This is a genomic window from Faecalicatena contorta (genome assembly GCF_001404335.1).
Lineage (GTDB): Bacteria > Bacillota > Clostridia > Lachnospirales > Lachnospiraceae > Faecalicatena > Faecalicatena contortus_B.
Genome location: NZ_CYZU01000019.1, coordinates 40,890 through 59,992, shown reverse-complemented (window position 1 = coordinate 59,992; position 19,103 = coordinate 40,890). Strand labels below are relative to the sequence as shown.

11 protein-coding genes, 1 pseudogene and 1 riboswitch are annotated in these 19,103 nt (G+C 47.0%); all 12 genes and pseudogenes read left to right on the top strand.

The window, feature by feature from the left end; translation table 11 throughout:
* The first annotated feature begins 19 nt into the window (after nucleotides 1-19).
* The 12 genes and pseudogenes from ARB69_RS11280 to ARB69_RS27675 all read left to right on the top strand — a co-directional run bounded on the left by ARB69_RS11280 (nucleotide 20) and on the right by ARB69_RS27675 (nucleotide 18,968).
* The gene (locus tag ARB69_RS11280) at nucleotides 20-2,497 is read left to right on the top strand and encodes a GH116 family glycosyl-hydrolase (protein ID WP_055153178.1); all 2,478 of its coding nucleotides are present in this window, start codon (nucleotides 20-22) and stop codon (nucleotides 2,495-2,497) included.
* 119 nt (nucleotides 2,498-2,616) lie between these two features.
* On the top strand, nucleotides 2,617-3,318 hold the full coding sequence (locus tag ARB69_RS11275) for a GntR family transcriptional regulator (RefSeq protein WP_055153176.1): 702 nt from the start codon (nucleotides 2,617-2,619) through the stop codon (nucleotides 3,316-3,318).
* 85 nt (nucleotides 3,319-3,403) lie between these two features.
* Nucleotides 3,404-4,702: a nickel-dependent lactate racemase gene (gene larA / locus ARB69_RS11270; RefSeq protein WP_055153174.1), complete on the top strand. Its 1,299-nt coding sequence runs from the start codon at nucleotides 3,404-3,406 to the stop codon at nucleotides 4,700-4,702.
* Between the two features lie 61 nt (nucleotides 4,703-4,763).
* Complete coding sequence (locus ARB69_RS11265) at nucleotides 4,764-6,098, top strand: aspartate aminotransferase family protein (RefSeq protein WP_055153172.1); 1,335 nt, start codon at nucleotides 4,764-4,766, stop codon at nucleotides 6,096-6,098.
* Between the two features lie 32 nt (nucleotides 6,099-6,130).
* Nucleotides 6,131-7,312, top strand: a complete 1,182-nt coding sequence (locus ARB69_RS11260) for a M20 family metallopeptidase (protein ID WP_055153170.1) — start codon at nucleotides 6,131-6,133, stop codon at nucleotides 7,310-7,312.
* 40 nt (nucleotides 7,313-7,352) lie between these two features.
* Nucleotides 7,353-8,762: a YfcC family protein gene (locus tag ARB69_RS11255; protein WP_055153168.1), complete on the top strand. Its 1,410-nt coding sequence runs from the start codon at nucleotides 7,353-7,355 to the stop codon at nucleotides 8,760-8,762.
* A 57-nt stretch (nucleotides 8,763-8,819) separates the two neighbouring features.
* Nucleotides 8,820-10,091 (top strand): 3-oxo-tetronate kinase, encoded by a 1,272-nt coding sequence (gene otnK, locus ARB69_RS11250; RefSeq protein WP_055153166.1) that lies wholly within the window; start codon nucleotides 8,820-8,822, stop codon nucleotides 10,089-10,091.
* Between the two features lies 1 nt (nucleotide 10,092).
* A complete protein-coding gene (locus ARB69_RS11245; protein WP_055153164.1) occupies nucleotides 10,093-10,704 on the top strand; it encodes a class II aldolase/adducin family protein in 612 nt (203 codons plus the stop codon).
* A 1,124-nt stretch (nucleotides 10,705-11,828) separates the two neighbouring features.
* A riboswitch (cyclic di-GMP riboswitch) is annotated at nucleotides 11,829-11,911 on the top strand.
* 383 nt (nucleotides 11,912-12,294) lie between these two features.
* Complete coding sequence (locus ARB69_RS11235) at nucleotides 12,295-13,686, top strand: dockerin type I repeat-containing protein (RefSeq protein WP_055153160.1); 1,392 nt, start codon at nucleotides 12,295-12,297, stop codon at nucleotides 13,684-13,686.
* Between the two features lie 18 nt (nucleotides 13,687-13,704).
* Nucleotides 13,705-13,950, top strand: a pseudogene (locus ARB69_RS11230) (hypothetical protein); the annotation flags it as partial.
* A complete protein-coding gene (locus ARB69_RS11225; protein WP_055153156.1) occupies nucleotides 13,951-17,547 on the top strand; it encodes a M60 family metallopeptidase in 3,597 nt (1,198 codons plus the stop codon).
* 11 nt (nucleotides 17,548-17,558) lie between these two features.
* A complete protein-coding gene (locus ARB69_RS27675; protein WP_055153154.1) occupies nucleotides 17,559-18,968 on the top strand; it encodes a hypothetical protein in 1,410 nt (469 codons plus the stop codon).
* Nucleotides 18,969-19,103 lie beyond the last annotated feature (135 nt).

Here is a 19,103-nt window from a genome sequence, read left to right as displayed (position 1 = left end):
GAAAAAAAGGAGATTATTCATGAAACATTTAATATATCCCACAGAAGAGCTATTCTGTGACAATGAACAAAAAAAGTACCCCGGAACCGCAGGGTGTGTCGATTTCCTTTTAGGCGGAATCGGTACAGGCAATGTATCTTTGGGGGCAAGAGGGAATTTGACAACCTGGCAGATATTTAATCAACCGGGACAGCTCAACAGAATGCCGTATACTTTTTTTTCCATCTGGGCAAAACCCGAACATGGGAAGGCGGTTGCAAGAGTATTGGAAAGCAGGCTGAATCCCCCGTTTGCGAAATCTCAGGGCTTCTTCCGAAACGAAATGGCCGGGTTACCACGCTTTGACAGTGCAGAAATGGGCTCAGAATATCCATTTGTTAACTTTAAATTTACGGACGATCAGATGCCGGTTCAGGTAAGCTTAGAAGCATTTACGCCATTCATTCCGTTGAATGCGGATGATTCAGGAATACCCGGAGCGTATTTACAATACAAAGTAAAGAATCCGGGAAGAGAAAAGGTGGAAGTGTCGATTGCCGGTTCGATGAACAATGCCGTGGGTTTTGAAGGGTATAATAACTTTTCTTTTATGCAGCATGCAGGTGAAAGAGTAAACAGATACCGTGATGATAATGGAGTCAGAGGGATTACATATACGGGCAGTGGATTTTCCGACCAGCATATTACCTGGGGGGATATGGCTCTTACGACCACAGCGCCCGCAGAAAATATAACGGCAAAACCTGTTTGGTATCAGGGGCAGTGGACAGATGGGGGCGAGGATTTCTGGCAGGATTTTTCTAGTGACGGCAGGCTGGATGAGGCCAGCATTTATGAACAGGTAGGCAGTACCTGGGCAGAAAATTCGGATTTCAGCTTTCTTCATTTTACAGACAAAATTGGTTCTTTAAGCGTTACGCACAGTCTGGAACCGGGGGAAGAAAAGACGTTTACATTTATACTGACCTGGTATTTTCCCAACCGTCCGAAAATGTGGATTGAACTCGACAAGGACAGAGCCGATATCAATGCAGGCAATTACCAGGTGACAAAAAATTATTATGCAACCCTTTTTGCAGATGCATGGGAGGCAGCTGCTTATCTGGGCAATGAAAAAGAGCGCCTGTACCGTGAGAGCAAGGCCTTTTCTAATGCATTTTTCAGCACCACTTTACCGGGATATGTCTTAGAGGCAGCAGCCGATAATATAACGGTTATGCGCAGCCCCACCTGTTTCCGGATTGAGAATGGCGACTTTCTTGGCTGGGAAGGCGTTGATAATGATTTGGGCTGCGGCCCGGGAAATTGCACTCATGTCTGGAATTACGCCCAAAGTGTGGCGGTACTATTTCCGGAGCTGGAACGAACCATGCGCCGGATTGAGCTGGCCGATGAAATAAGAGAGGATGGTTACATGCCTTTTCGGGCGTACACACCTTTTGATCTGCCCCAATGGGAAATGACGCCTTCGGCAGACGGACAATTGGGAAGCGTCGTGAGGCTGTACCGGGAATGGGTGATCAGCGGCGACGATGCGATTGTCAGGGAATGCTGGCCGGGGGTTGAAAAAACTATGAGATATGCCGAGCAAATATGGGATCGTGACGGCGACGGTTTGTTAGAGGAGCCCCAGCATGTGACTTATGATACCGAACTGTATGGAATATCCAGTATGACCGGGAGCATTTATTTTGCGGCATTGGCAGCGGCGGCTGAGATGGCGGAGCATATGGGGCATGCAGGAGACGCTGAGAAATACAGGGAATTAGCACAAAATGGCAGGAGAAAACTGGACGAAATCAGCTGGAACGGAGAATTTTATGAGCAGATTGTTGACGACGTGAATGCGTATCGTTATCAGTACGGGAAAGGATGCCTTTCCGATCAGTTGCTGGGTCAGTTCATGGCCTTTAATGCACAGCTGGGTTATGTGATGTCTGAAGAACATGTGAAAAAGGCTGCAGCATCCATCTTCAAGTACAATTTTGTTGAACGTGCAAAAGAGAATGTTCATGCGGAGAGGGCGTTTATTTTAAATGATGAAAAAGGCCTGACGCCCTGTACCTGGCCGAATGGCGGCCGTCCGGTATTTCCTTTTGTCTATTATGGCGAGGTATGGACTGGAATTGAATATGAAGCAGCGGCGCTGCTGGCAAGAACGGGTCAGGTCGAAGAAGCCCTGACCATCGTGAAGGCGATTCGCGACCGGCACGACGGCTTCAAACGGAACCCCTTTAGTGAGAATGAATCAGGATATTACTATACAAGGGCCATGGCGTCATGGTCAGTATATGAAGCATTATTGGGCTATGAGTATGACATGCGCAGCAACAGACAGACGTTTGCACCCAGACTTCATGCAGATGACTTTACCGGATTCTGGTGTAATGGGAAAGCCTGGGGAATCTTCCGTCAGAAAAAGACCCAGGACGGCGGCCTGACGCAGGAAGTGGAAGTCCTGTATGGCGGTGAAGGAACTGTAAAGCGGGGGAAATAGTCATGAACAGTAACGAATAGTTATCAAATAAATTACCTACTTGACATATTCTGGAATTTTAGCTATGATACAACTATAATCTAAAATTTCAGATGCATAAATGCAATGCGAGGTAATTTATGTTTAACAGAGTAAAATACAGCAGTTTAAACGAGTTGATATACGACGAAATAAAGAGCAAGATTCTCACAAATGAGTTAAAACCAAACGAAAAGCTGGACATTGACTACCTGAGCACATCTCTGGGGGTCAGCCGCACACCCGTGACCAATGCCCTGAAGTCCCTGCAAAAGGACGGCTACGTAGTAATCAATCCCCGAAGCGGCAGTTATGTAAGAGAGTTGACAAAGGAAGAGCTGGAATATATTTTTGATTTCCGGGAGGTATTAGAAGCCCAGGTAATCCGGAAAGCCATTACAAAGCTGGATAAGAAGAAGCTAAAAGAATTCGGGGAAAAGTTCCGGCTTATTTTAAGTGTTTCTTCTGTGGAGGGGGAAGAGCAGGTACTGGATGTCGTGGAGAAGTTTTTTGAGATAGAGATTAATTTCCATGAGCATTTAATCGACGCCTGTCCATCCATTATCGGAGCGGAGATCATGAATCTGGTGGATCTGACCAAGCGGATTCGTAAACTCCATATTATTTATAAATTGCACAAGGCAGGCTGGGAGTGCTTTAAAGAAGAGATAGAAATTCATGTCCGTTTAATTGAAACTTTGATCAATGAAGAGTTAGAAGAAAGCATCCGGTGGATTTCCACGGATATACACCACACAAAAGAAGAGATTATGGATTGCTTTGACATTATTAATCAGTGGTAAGGCAGTTGGTGCCGGCGTAAGATCGTCGGCGCCTTTCAAAAAGAAAAATGTGAAATTTTACATTTCAAAAAATCGGAGGGGAAATATGTACAGAATCGAAGCGGCCGGAGACAAAATACATTACATTGACGACGAAGAAAAAAGAGACGCATTTCTGCCTTTAGAGAATTTCATGGGAATTTACGAAACCGGAAATCCTCCGTCTATTCAGGCAGAAGAAATCAAGAACGCCGTTATAAGCCCAGTGGGAAAGGGGGAACGTTTAAGGGATATTGTAAGCAGAAAGCAGGCGGAAACGGCAGCGGTTATTATATCGGATGCAACCCGCGGCGTACCAACGGACCGGGTTGCACCGTATATCATTCAGGAGCTGACAGCGGCCGGTATGAAAAAGGAGAATATTGTCTTTGTTGTGGCTCTTGGAGTCCACAGGGATGCCACGGAAAGTGAAATGAAGGAGTTTTTAGGCCCTCTCATGGGAGACATTGCGATTGAAAACCATGATGCTTTCGACGACAATAAGCTGGTATATCTGGGCATGACTTCCCGCCATACACCGGTGAAGGTAAATAAAAGGGTGTATGAATGCGACGTAGTGATCACGATCGGCAAGGTAGAGCTGCATGATATGGCCGGATTTTCAGGAGGAAGAAAGTCCATACTGCCGGGTGTCGCTTCACAGGAGACGATTGTGATCAACCACAGGCCGGAGATGATGGTGCATCCCAAAAGCTATGCAGGCAATCTGGAAGGAAACCCCATCCACGAGGATATGCTCGAGGCCGCTAACATGTGTGGTGTGGACTACTCGGTGAATATCGTAATGAATCAGGAATATGAGATTGCGGGAATCTTCTCAGGGGAACTGCAGGAATCACATGAGGCTGCGGCTGCCTTTTTAAAAGGGTTCTGTATGGTGGAGCTTCCGGCAAAGCCAGATATCTATGTGGTATGTCCTGGGCATCCCTTAAATATCGATATGTACCAGGGTGTTAAGCCGTTAATTGCCCTGCACAAACTGGCAGATGAGAATACTACGGTGATATTGTACGGCGATTTCAACGAGGGTATCAACGCTCCGGATTTTATTGAACCTTTCCGGGCCTATCCGGATCTTGAGGAATTGAAGGAATACGTCTGGAGCCACTATGAGATACAGATGGATCACATCGTTCCTATAAGAGAGATCCTGAAAAAGAAAACCAGAGTCATGGTTGTCTCAGAAAATGTATCGAAAGAAGACCTGGCAGCTATGCACATGGAGAAGTATGACACGCTTCAGGAAGCGATTGACACCGCGATTAAAGAGCATGAGGCAGCATGTCCGAAAGCTGCGCTTTGCCCGCAGAGCTATCGAAGTATTCTTACATTTTTGAACAATTGAGATATTTTAGCTTAATCTAAAATATTAGATATTAAATTATAGACGACAGGAGAGAATCAGTATGAATAAGGAGAGCGCATTATATGCAGTAATAGAGAAAGAATATCCGGAAGTAGATTACGGAAAAGGAATGTATATCTATGATAAACAGGGAAAAAGATACCTAGACTGTGCAGCCGGAATCGGCGTGGTAAATATCGGACACGGGGTGAAAGATGTCATTGATAAGATGACAAGGCAGGCGGAGAAGATCAGTTTTGTTTACGGAGGCACATTTACCAGTGATGTCAGAAGGCGTTTGGCGGCTAAGATTGTCTCGATTGCACCAAAGGGCATGGACAAAGTCTTTTTCTGTTCGGGTGGTTCCGAAGCTATGGAGTCACTGATGAAGATCGCCCGGCAGTATCAGTTGGAAGCCGGAAGGCCAAAGAAGAATAAAATCATATCCCGGTGGCAGAGCTATCACGGGAATACTATGGGAACGCTGGCTTTGGGCGGAAGGCCGTCCTGGCGGGAAAAATATGAGGATTTCTTTCCTAAGAATATTTCCCAGATCGCCCCCTGTAATTGTTACCGGTGTCCTTATGGTTTAGAAGAGGAGAGCTGTTCCTGCCAATGCGCCCAGGAACTGGAAAGAAAGATCAAATACGAAGGGCCGGACACGGTAGCAGCCTTTGTGATGGAGCCTATTACGGGAACCACTGCGGCAGCCATTACACCGCCTCAAAAATATATGAAGAAAATCCGGGAAATCTGTGATAAGTATGATGTGTTGTTCTGCGTAGACGAAGTGATTACCGGCTTTGGAAGAACCGGAAAGAATTTTGCAGTAGACCATTACCAGATAACCCCGGATCTGATTGGATTTGCCAAGGGGCTTGGCAGCGGTTATGTACCCATAGGCGGCGTCATCGTACATAAGAAAATTGTAGACGCTATCGCGGCTGGTACAGGGGCCTTAACACACAGCTTTACTTTCTCCGGGAACCCGCTGGCATGTGCGGGGGCAGAGGCCGTACTGGATTACATCATGGATCATGGCCTGATTGAACAAAGCCGGAAAATGGGCGAGATTTTTCTGGAAAAGCTGCAGCCATTGAAAAAATACCCGGTTGTGGGTGATATCCGGGGGATCGGCCTTTTACTTGGCGTAGAATTTGTAAAAAACAGCAAAACAAAAGAGCCGCTGGATTTTAATTTTTCCACGGAAATTTCACAATATTGTTTTCAGCATGGAATTATGATAACGGGAGGTGTAACAGGAAGCGCTGATGGTATTTTAGGGGATGCATTGCAGATAGCCCCCCCGTTTATCATTAGTGAGGAAGAAATAAACCAGGTGGCTGCCATGCTGGAGCAGGCCATAGAAGAAACTATGAGAAAACATCAGTTATGAGCACGCTCGTTATAAGAAAAGAGGTGTAAAAAATGGATTTAGCAAAATTAATGGAACAGATTGACAGGCAGGAGCTGACTGATTTTTTGCAGAAGGCAGTTCAGATCCCCAGCCATATTGAGCTGGAAAGCCAGGAAAAAGAAATCGGGCAGTATATCGCCGGAAAGCTGCTTGCCGAAGGAATTGAAACAGTACTTCAAGTTGTAGAAGGAGAACGGGCTAACGTGCTTGCCACTATTCACGGAACCGGTGAGGGCAAAAGCGTTACCTTTAACGGCCATATGGACAGCATCCCTCCGATTGATATGGAAGATCCTTATTCAGGCAGAATCGTGGGGGATGACCTGTACGGCAGGGGGGCCTGCGATATGAAGGGCGGCATTATTGCCATGGCTTACGCAATGATAGCCATTAAAAGGGCAGGCCTTATCCCAAAGGGCGATATCGTGCTGTCGGCCATGATCGGAGAAGAGTATGGAAGTGACGGCGCCACTTATTACGCAAAGCATACCAAACTGACTGATTATGGGATCTGTGGGGAACCAACGGACATGAAGATTGGTTCTGCACAGAAAGGTCTTCACTGGTTCCAGTTTGATATTCCCGGCAGGCGGACCCATTCCAGTGTTTCATCTACGGGGATCAATGCATTGAAGCGTCTCAATAAGCTGATGACCTGCATCAATGAAGAGCTGGAACCAAAGCTGAAGGAAAGAATACATCCCCTTCTGGGACCGTCGCTGGTGAATCTGGGAAAAGCATGGGGCGGGGAACAGCCTAACGTGGTACCGGGAGACGCTCATCTTCAGGTAGAAAGAAGATACATCCCCGGAGAGACTCTGGAGAGTGTAAAAGCGGAATTAGATGAAGCAGTAAAAAAGTGCAATGAAGGATATGAGGAAGAGTACGCGATTACTTACGAATCTATGCCCTACAGCCTGAAGGTAAGCAAAACGCCCATGGATATTCCCGAGGGGCATCCCATCGTACAGGGGATGAAAAAAGCAGGCATGGAAGTGCTGGGAGAGGAGCCGGAGATCTTCGGCGTTCCCTTCTGGGGGGATGCAGGAGTCTTATATGATGCAGGGTGCGACTGTATACTGTTTGGACCGGGAAGCATAAAAGACGCCCATTCAAAATGCGAAAAAGTCAGCCTGAGCAACGTTTATCAGGCCGCGAAGATCTATGCGGCGCTGCCTTTTGTTTTGGAATAGTTCTTTGATTGAGTACTCTGATTAGGTGAGGAGGGAATTTATGTCAAGTAAGGATACAGCTGTAAAAGAGAAGAAAAAATTTTCGATGCCCCCGGCATTTGCCCTGCTGGTTGTTATGATTTTAATTGGCGTGATCGCCACTTGGATCCTGCCCGCAGGAGAGTTTGACCGGGAAATGAATGATGCCGGGAAAACCTTGGTAGTAGCCGGTTCCTATCACGGAGTAGAGGCGAGTCCGGTAAGCGTGTGGGATGGGTTTATGGCGATTCCGCAGGGGATGGTCAAATCGGCTACCATCATTTTTGGAGTTCTGCTTATTGGAGGTTCCTTTACCATTATCGTATCAACGGGTATGATTCAATCAGCATTGGGTAAAGTTGAAAAGGTATTTAAAGGCAGAGAGCTGCTAATGATCCCTATCATTATGGCTGCCGCCTCCGTAATGTGCTGTTTCATCGGCCTGCTGGAGCTTTCCATGGTTATTATTCCAATATTGATCCCCATATGTCTGATTTTGGGCTTTGACTCCCTGACAGCGATTGCCATGGCCCTGGTTTCCACGGCAGCCGGTTTTGGCGCCGCCGTGGCCAATCCTTTTACTGTGGTTGTGGCTCAGCCGATTGGGGAACTGCCCCTGTATTCCGGCGCGGGATACCGCACCATCTGTCTCATCGTGATTACTGCAATCGGGATCGCGTATGTCATGCGCCATGCCATAAAAGTCCGGAAAAAACCGGAGCTCAGCATAACTTATCAAACAGACATTGAGCTGAGAAAAGAGTATGGGGTTGGCAAAAAGGTAGAAATGACCGGCCGCAGAAAGGTGGCTATGTTTGCCTTCTTAATCTGTTTTGCGATTCTGATTGTGGGAGCATTAAAATTCTCCTGGGGACTGATTGAGATCGGAACGATGTTCCTGATCACGGGTCTGCTTGTAGGTTTTATCTGTAAGCTGTCCCTGACGGAAATCTGTGATAAATTTTCAGAGGGGCTTTCCGCCTTTATCGGCGCCGCTTTAATCAGTGGTTTTGCGAGCGGAATCACAATTGTGCTGGAAAACGGAAAGATTATCGATACCATCATTAATGCGGTAGCACAGCTGGTCCAGGCTCTGCCCCCGTCAGTGGCAGCAGTAGGGATGCTGATTACACAGCTGCTTTTCAACTTTATCGTACCTTCCGGGTCGGGACAGGCTTTGGTATCTATGCCTATCATGTTCCCACTGGCCGATCTGGTGGGCGTCAGCAGACAGGTGGCGGTTCTGGCCTTCCAGTTTGGAGATGGACTGTCCAATATTGTGTGGCCGACTCTGGGATATCTGTGGGTTTGTATTGGCTATGGTAAAATCAAATACGAACAGTGGTTTAAGTTTATTATTCCTTTGATCGGTATATGGTATTTGGCATGTATGATTCTTCTGGTAATTGCACAGGGAATTGGATGGTCTTAACATTAAGGACGGATTTGCTTTTTATGCAAATCCGTCTGTTTGAAAAGGGGGAGTACTATGCAGAAAAACAAACTGTTATTCGGATGTGTGGCAGATGATTTCACCGGCGCCGGGGACGGGGCCTCGTTTCTTGTAAAAAGCGGTATTTCTACGGTACTGTATAACGGGATACCTAAGAAAAATCTGGAAGATAAGAACGTGCAGGGTGCAGTCATTGCTCTTAAAACGAGAAATGTTAAAAAGGAGCAGGCGGTGGTTGAATCTCTCAAAGCCTTTGCGTGGCTGAAAGAGCAGGGAGCCAGAATCTTTTACTTCAAATACTGTTCCACCTTTGATTCCACGGAGGAGGGAAATATCGGACCGGTAATCGATGCAGTTATGGAAAAAATGGGATTTTCCTATACGGTACTATGCCCTTCGCTACCGGTCAACGGACGCACGCTTACGGAGGGCAGGCTCTATGTGAATGGGAAGCTTTTAGAAGAGAGCCACATGAAAAACCATCCGCTGACACCCATGAAGAAATCACGTCTGGGGGATCTCATGAAGTCCCAGGGGAAATACCGCTGTATAGAAACAAGGACCCCTTTAACGGAAAAAGCGAAAAAAGAGATTGCCCGGGAAATTGATAAAAATGCGCACTGTTACGTGGTGCCGGATTATGAAACGGATGTTCAGGGCCAGCAGATTGCCAAAGACTTTCCAGGCATTGGTTTTTACACCGGAGGTTCGGGGCTGATAGAACATCTGGGGAAATACTTTGGGAGAACGTATGGATTCGAAATGGAAAAGGCAGAGGAAGCACCCGTAAAAGGCCCGACACTGCTCATCGCAGGCAGTTGTTCTAAAATTACTTTAGAACAGATTGCTGAATATCAGAAAAAAGGCCTTCCATATTATAAGGTGATACCTGCCCGGCTGGCAGACGGCTCTTTAGATGCAGCGGGCATATGGAGAGAGGCACAGATAGATCATGCCTCGGAGATACTGATTTACAGTTCCGCATCTCCCGGGGAGGTAAAGAAAAACCAGGAGATGGGAAAGGAAGCCATAGCCCGGAAGATAGAGGATACCATGGCCGATCTGATAACCATTGCAAGAAAAAACGGCATCAGGAAATATATGATAGCCGGAGGTGAGACTTCCGGCGCCGCGATGAAAGCGCTGGGATTCGAAGGGTACCTTATCGGAAGCAGCATTGCACCGGGTGTCCCAATAATGACCCCTTTAGATGGACCCGAGTACCGCCTGGTGTTGAAATCGGGAAATTTCGGACAGCGGGATTTCTTTTTCCGGGCCATACAAATGTTAAAAGGAGAGGAGATATAAAATGACGGAGCAGTATTTTCAGGAAGCAATATGGATCGCTCACACCCTATTTGCAAAAGGGAGCGCCTCCGGATCGTCCTCCAATATCAGTTTCCGCGCAGGGAACCAGATCTACATCTCCGGCAGCGGTACATGCTTCGGCACACTGACAGAAGAACAGTTCGCCTGCCTGACGATTGAAGGGGAACAGAGGAACAAAGTAAAACCAAGCAAAGAATTTCCGCTGCATCAGGTAATATATCAGGCTAAACCAGATATAAAGGCTGTGATACATACCCACAGCTTCTATGCAACGCTCTATTCGTGTACGGTCGTTGAGAATCCTGCGGATGTGATTCCGTCCTATACGCCTTATCTAAAAATGAAGGTGGGAACCATAGGCTTGGTCCCTTATGCAAAACCGGGGAGCCAACAACTCTTTTCCTATATGCGGGAAAGGGTTTTGCTGTCCGATGGCTATCTATTAAAACAGCATGGCCCAGTGGTTGGCGGAAAAAGCCTTATGGATGCATTTTACGGGATAGAAGAACTGGAGGAGAGCGCAAAAATGGCATGGTATTTGGAAGAGAACAGGAGAAAACAAAACATACATCCAACCACAGACATAAACTAAATCGGGAATTAGTGACGCGCTTTAGTCGCGGCACGGATGGGGACGCTCCATGAAGGAATAGCCGAAAACCTCCCGGAGAACATCCGTGTCCTTTCAAAAATGCGGCCGCGGGCCTAAGAAATTCTAGGCGGGAAACAGCCCTGAAAATGGAGCACCACTGACACATCACCAGAAATCCCGATGATTTCTCGCCTGGGTCAGCTGATTTTTGGATTCGGAATCCAAAAATCTCTCCATTTTCAGGGCTGTTCCCACCAAGAATTTCTAAGGCCCGCTTTAAGCGTTTTTGAAAGGACACGGATGTTCTCCGGAAGGTTTTCGGCTATCCCTTCATGGAGCTGGCGCATCCAACCGGCAGGAAAAAGCTCGATTCTAAGGAGGGGCCTCAAGCGGGGACAGCGTATGGTATTGAATTTGCGGGACTTTTATGTCCCCAGTGGATGTACAAAAGCAATGGGATACGGTTCCAGTATCAAAATAATTCAATATACATCTTGAAGATGAAAAGACACGTATAGCCAATCCACATCCGCTGTCCCGATTGGGGATCCCACCCGGTTGGCGAGCTTTCCTGCCGATTGGATGAGCCAGCTTTATGACAGGGAGGCCGGGGAGGCGCTGGGGCTGTATATGCCGTTGCGAAATGCTGGAGTGCGCTTAGTGTTTCTTGAACAGCCGCTGCCGGATAGGCGGGGAAACACTTGATCTCCGAATCAAGTGTTTGCTGAACCCAGCGCGGGAAATCATCAGATTTCCCGTGATGTGTTCAGTGTACCCGCCTATCCGGCAGCGGCTGTTCTAGAAACACTTAGCAGCACGGGTGCATATCGCAACGGCATATACAGCCCCAGCGCCTTCCCGGCCTCCCTGTCATGAAGCGTCTCCATCCGTCGGCTAGGCTAAAGCTAGCCGACTAACTCCCGATTCTGGAGGATTTTTGTAAAAGTTTTTTATGTGTCATTGACAGTGAAAGTTTTAATTGCTATATTAAATGCAACAAGATGATTACGGATTCTTACGTTTTATAGGTGAAGAGACGAATCACTAGATATAAGATTAGCGGACGTGGTTGGTGGTGGATAAAGGATTCTCCGCCGATGGGGACCGCGAAGTTTTTTATACTCATACGAAAAAGGCAAAATTGCCGTAAGGCAGTGACGCAAAGCTACAGGTCCTGGCAGTTGTACAGGATGGCTGAGTTGCAGATATTCAGGGGGAGAAAACCGGGGGGATTAATGCCGGGGAATATCTTATTCGTGGGTCGGATAGAATAATAGGAAAAGTGTATTTTCCAGGCTATCAGTGCGCATAAATCTGCAGGCGGTATCAAAGTCTTTTTGATACCGCCTTTTTGATGATATAGGGAGTTTTTCTGGGATTTTCTATATCGCGAATTTCTCTGAAGGATGCTAACGCGGTGTTTAGAATATAGCAGCCAAGCGGTATCGCTGCGGTGCCAAAGTATTTTTGCCTTTCATGAGTGCGGGTCGGGAAGCAGAAGTGGGTATGCCCACTTTGCCAGGATTGAATAAAAGGAGAGAGACAGCCCTTTCAGCAATGAATAGGGGGCGTATTAAGGAGGATGGGCAGATGAAGAAAAAGTTGGCATGGGTGCTGGCAATGTGCATGGTACTGCAGCTGTCATCATTTACGGTTTTTGCGGAAGAAGGACAGGGAGGCTCTGAACCTGAGGGTGTGGAGATAGTGACAGACAATGATGAAGGGATTACTGCGCCGGGAGGGCAGGCAGGGGAGTTAGCCGGTACCGGTGAGGAAGGAATAGCACAGCCGGAAGGGGAAGAGACAGCTCTGGATGAAACTGAGAATCGAACGGAAGGGCCGGGGGCTGATCTGATTCAGGGAGAGGATACGGCGGAGATGAAGATGGCGCCGAATAGACAGCGGACAGGGAATTTGTCGATTGAACTTACGTGCAATCTGCCCATCGCAGAGCTACAGACCCGCCTTGAAAGTATTTCGGCCATATTGACACAGGAAGGCAGCGAGGCTGCTTCTGCGGGCTTTACTGTTTCGGGTACGGACAATGGCAGAGCGGGAGCAGAGATCAACGGGCTGGCTGAAGGGACGTATGAGCTGCAGATTATTGGGGGCGGTTTTGCCTATAGCCAGAGTATTGAGATACAGCCGATGAACCAAAAGATACGCCTGGTGGATATGACGGCGTCTATTGGGCAGGAGTCTGCCCATCCGGGAACTTTTCGTTATGGGGATGTGAATGGCGATGGTGCGGTAGACAATACGGATCGGAACCTGCTTCTGGACGCTATCAGTGAGGAGACCCAGGAACTTATCTGTGATGTGAATGGGGACGGAGCAGTCGATCTGGCGGACCTGCAGTGTTTTACATACAGTTATGGTACAGAGCAGCTGGAGTCTGCGGTAACAAGATCCGTAATTATTGACGAGGACATGGTAGAGGCAAAGACGGCTGAAGGTACCGAACTTGCAGCGGGCAGCAGTGTATCGGATGTGTTGACCGGCAAGGGAAGTATCTCTATGAAACCAGTCTCTGACGAAATAATTTCCAAAGAGAATCCGGTAGAAATCAGCATAGATTTATCCGGGCAGGAGACCGCGCCAATAGATGGGATTACGATCGCGCCGCCAAAGGATTCTGAAAATGTCATCAAAGAGGGGACGATCGACATTGTCTACATCGACGAGAATGGTGATGAACAGACAACAACAGCCGTAATCGGCGGTATGGCGGCGTACTACCGATCCAGAGCGGCGGCCATTGTGACGCAGGAGCCGGACGGCACCCTGGTGGTAAATCTTGGGAAACAGGTTGCTGTGAAGAAGATTACGATCAAGGTGACAGACACGGGAAGTACGAAACTTGCTGATATTGCCAAAGTGGAATTCCTAAATGATATGGAATCAAGGATACCTGTGCCTGTCATGAATATACCGGGGAATCTTTCGGTGGCTCCGGGAAGCAAAAAGTTTACGCTTACCTGAGAAGCACAGCAGAATGTAACCGGGTATGAGGTTGAGATTACATATGAAGGAAAGAGCATCGTGATACCGACAACGGTGAACCGGCTGGCTGTGACATCATTCGGCAATGAAAAGCTGAAAAATAAAGAGATATATAAGGTAAGAGTACAGTCCGTAAATGGAGAATGGAGCAGTGGTTACAGTGAGGCTGTGGACGCGGTGCCGGTCGCAGATAAAGCGCCCTCCGCACCTGAAAATATAAGCGTAACCGGCGGATACCGTTAGTTGGATATTTCATGGAAAAAGATGGAGGACGCGGATTATTATACGCTTTATTACCGGGTGAAGGGAGAAAGCGAATATCAGAAAGTTGATAATATTAAAAAAACAAGCTGGCGGCTCACAGAATTGGAAAATAAGACGACATATGAAGTTTGCCTTACCGCTGCAAATGAGTGTGGGACAAGCAATTTTTCAAAGTCTTATACAGGTGCTACAATGGATATTGACCCGGCCATTACTTCCAATTACAAATTGATTAATACAGATAACGGAGTCGGCAATGCAACCGAGCATATTGTAAAGGTAGAATATCCGAGGAACAAACCGGATACTGAAATGGCTGTTGTGGATAATGACTATACCACATCATGGATGCTTCCTTCTTGGGACGGGGGTGGATACAACAGCGGAAAGCCTTCCCCTATTGTAGAATTTGACCAATTATATGAGATGAACCGTATTACTGTGGTACCGGATGCAGGGCAGGTGGGACAGTATGCCTATGCGAAGACCCGCTATTGGGATGAGAACGGGGCAGTGAATATGATTGATGGTTTCCTTACTGCGAAAACAAGCAGTAATGGCAAGGTATATTATGAGTTGTGGTTTGACAAACCGTTTACCGCCAAAAAAGTGCAGGTAAACCTTGCACAATACTGGGCCGGAAATAACAGCTTATCTATTTCTGAGCTGAAGTTTTATTACTATGACAGTTTGGACGATGAGATAGAGGCCCTTTATGACGATTCCCTGCACGTGACACTGGCAGATGGTGTCACGGCAGACATGATCGATAAACTTGAAGATCGTACAAATACAAAGGATGAGGTCAGTGGTGAGTATCATCCAAGGCGCCAGATTCTGTTAAGAGAGATTGAAAATGCGAGAAAGATCCTGGATGACAAAAAGATATCAGACCCAATCAAGGTAGATACAGGGATTATTAAGTCAAAAGATAATGTACTTAAAATAGCCTCGGGTCTGAATTCCTGGCAGCCTCTTGGTATCACAGCCCATGAGGGAGAAGAACTGGCAATATATGTGGGCCGGGAAAACGCCGCAATTGGATCTAATACCCAGGTCCGGCTTATCGCGACTCAGTACCATGCAGAATCCGGGAACTGGAGTAAAGTCGTTGTATCGAATCTTAAGCAGGGACAGAACATCGTCACGATGCCGAAGATCAGCAGCCTGGATACAGAGCATGGCGGTAGCCTGTACGTTGAGTTTACCGGCAGCAACAGGAATCTGAACATACAGATCCGGGTGAGCGGCGGAATAAAGATTCCGATGCTGGATATATCCAAAATGTCTTCTGAAGATGAGCGGCGTGCCGCAGTTTCAGCTTATGTGCAAGAGCTCAATGCCTATGTTCCAAAGATAAAAGAACAGCATAACAGCCTGCATCTTGGAAAGGAAGTAAGCCACTGTGATTATGAATTCCAGAAGGAGAACTGTATACTGGGAGCTACGGAGATCGTGCTGGATCAGGTCATGTATTCTGTTTCGGCCGAGCAGATTCTTGCCGGAATAAACCGCAGTGCTGCGTTAAATGGCCAAACAGTGACAGTGGAGAGCCAGACAGAGGCGCTGTATCAGTCTCTGGAAGCAATGGAACAAATGGTTGCACTCTTTTATCAGCATAAGGGGCTCACAGATCAGGAAGTGCCCGAGGAATATGGCACAAGCAATAGCTTGCCGGTGAGCAGGCTGAATATCCGATATATGAGAATGTTCGCAGGAGCCTTCATGTATGCGGGCGGGCTTCATATCGGGATCGAATGGGAAAGTATTCCGGGACTTGCAGCATCTCAGCCCATTGTCAGCGACAATGGGAAATATGTGAGCGGCCATCTGTTTGGCTGGGGCATTGCCCATGAGATAGGGCATATAATCAACCAGCCGGATTATGCGATTGCCGAGATCACGAACAATTACTTCTCGATTCTGGCACAGGCAGATGAGACCAATGAAAAAGTAAGATTTAAGTATGCCGACGTTTATGACAAAGTGACATCCGGCACCAAAGGGAAGGCCCCCAGCGTGTTCACCAGCCTTGCCATGTACTGGCAGCTGCACCTGGCATATGATAATGGCTATAATTATAAGACATATGATAACTATACCGATCAATTTAACAACCTGTTCTTTGCGAGAGTGGATGCTTATGCAAGAAATACCTCGATTGCACCAAACGGCCTGTCACTTGACGGGGCAGATAAGGATAATAAATTGATGCGGCTGGCTTGCGCGGCGGCACAGAAGAATCTGCTTTCCTTCTTTGAAAAGTGGGGAATGATTCCGGACGATACGACTAGGGCATATGCGGCGCTCTTCCCGGAAGAGACAAGAAATATTTGCTATATTACGGATGAAGCCAGGGCTTACAGGGCCGAAGGCAAGTCAGATGCAGCTTCCGGCAGTATCGTAAATGTAGAGATGCAGCACGAAAACAACTCCAGACAGATAACTCTTAAGATGTCCAATACGGCGCAGGATCAGGATGCAATGCTTGGATACGAGATATACCGTAATGGTACGGTGATTGGGTTTGCAGAGGCACACAACGGTGTTACGGAATATACAGATACAATAGCAACCGTTAACAACAGGGTATTTACATATGAAGTAGTGGCATACGACAAGCTGCTTAACATAACAGAAAAGGCGGTGCTTAATCCAATTAAGATTTCTCATGACGGAAGTGTCTCTAAGTCAGGCTGGTCGGTAACAACAAATATGGCCTCCCCAGACGACATGAAGGAAGAGGGATCCGATGATAATCCCGAACCGGAAACTATTTCAGCGATTGGAAAGATTTATAATGATGATTACAGTGACAGCTATACAGGGACGTCTGCAGGAAATCCGGAGCTTGTCATTCATTTCCAGGAAACACTTGCGGCAGCCGGCATGAAGATTACAGCTCCGGTGGGCAGCGCGGGTGCAGTGAAACAGTATGAAGTATATGTAAGCAGCGATGGCATTGAGTGGACACTGGCAAAATCAGGAAGCTTATCCTATGATAAGGGAACTGCGCTTGTTTATTTCAGCAAAGAGAATGACACATGGATGTATACGTATGATGCGTCCTTCCTAAAGTTTGTGGTAAAAGGACAGAAAAAGGCCGAAATATCAGAGATTGATATTTTGGGCCCGGCAGGAGATAATGTAGATCTGCCGGAGCAGGGGATCGGAATTCTGAAGTCAGATTATCACTATGATAAGAGCAGTGATCATGGAAAAATACCTGCGGGTTCTCTCATATTTACAGGAGAATACAAAGGGAATCCTGCCTATAACGCTGTGAAGCTCTATAATGAAAAAGGCGAGATTGTGGAAGGCACACAGCTTATCTTTGCAGAAGTGCCCGATAAAGGAGAACTGGGAGAGATTTCTTCAGGAACCTGGATTTACTATATTGAGCCTCAGGATCTGGAGACACTTGTAAGTATGGGAAATGTACCCGTAAGCGTCAGGGCAGAACTTTACCGCGTGGATGATGCGCATACCAATGAGGGTGAACGTCTGGTAAGCGATACACTTCCGGTAATATTGCCGGAAGTACTGCCGGAAATTACAATTCAGGATAACAAGTAGGAGGGGACAAAATGAAAAAAATAAAAAGACTAGTGCCGCTGCTTCTGCTTGCACTATTCGGATGCTGTGTTACGGTGTCTGCCGGGGAAAATAAAAACAGTGACCTCATACAGTGGAAGGCAGACGAAAGCCAGGTAGGTGCAGAGCTTATATTTACGCCGGATGAAGAGATGTTTGAGAACGCCGTAACAACATTACAACTTACTATGCAGATAGTAGATACAGGCCAGAAAATTACCGATGCAGCCGTTGAGTTTAATGAAGGCACGGCTCAGGCCTACCGTATCACATCCTATACATACAGGCCAGACAAAGGCGAAGTACACATTTTTCTGTCTGACGCAAACCCCTTGTTTCAGGATAAGAGCAAAAGCGTAATAATCGGAACCGTAAATGTAAGCACCGAGCCAGGGGAGGATCAGATTAGCATACAGCCTGTATCTGTAAAATCCGTGGATCAGAGCCACACAATCCGGAAAATTGAAGCAGAAGATTTACAGAATATGTCTGTCACAATAAACAAAAGTGGTGGGGAGCCTGTAGTGCCGGACACACCGGATACTCCAGACATTCCAGACACTCCAGACACTCCGGACACTCCGGACACTCCGGACATTCCGGATACTCCAGAGACTCCGAACACTCCAGACAGCCCAGGCACACCGGACAATCCGGGTACCCCAGACAACCCATCTTTAGGCGCTGTATTTAACAACGCAGCAGACGTGGTAAAAGAGTTGGAAAATGGCCAGGCCTCAGAGGTGACGTTGATTATTGAAAACAGGACGGAGGTAACAGCGGAAGATCAAAAAGCCATATTCCAGGCGCTGAAAGATAAAGATAAGTCCTTAACATTTGCATTTAAAAACGGCGGGAGACTTTTATACTCATTCACTTTCAGAGGAGATCAGATCACCAATGAGAATATAACCGTTAATTTCAACATTAAATCAGACGTCAGGAATCAGGATATAGAAAACTTAATGGAAAAAGAGGCAGAGAAGCTGCTTATGGACTTCTCACATAATGGCAGCCTTCCGGGGAGAGCAGAGATAAAAGTATATGTCGGAAACCATTTTACAGATGGCCGGAAACTGTATCTTTACTATTATAATCCAGATAAAAAAGAAATAGAGCCGGTGCAGAAGAACATAGTCGTAGTGGACGGTTATGCAACATTTGAATTGTCACACTGCTCCAGCTACGTGCTGACGGACAAGGAAGTAAAAAAAGCAGGTGAATTTCCTGTGCCGGGAGAACAAAACAACTCAGGAAACTCAGGCAAAAATGGATACAGCCAGAAGGCGGGTACATTGACCGGAGATTCCTCCCCCCTTACGGCAGTGCTTATATTGATTATAGTTGCAACGGTAGCAATCGTATTGGCAATATGGTGGAAAATGAGGGGGCGAAAGAAGTAGTCCGAGCTTCGGCCCAGCGCGGATGGTGATGTCTCATGAAGGGAGAACTGCCCTTAGTAAGAACATCACTGTTATGCAAAAATCGTGGACACGGACCTAAATAATTCTAGGCGGGAAACAGCTGCCCCATTACGA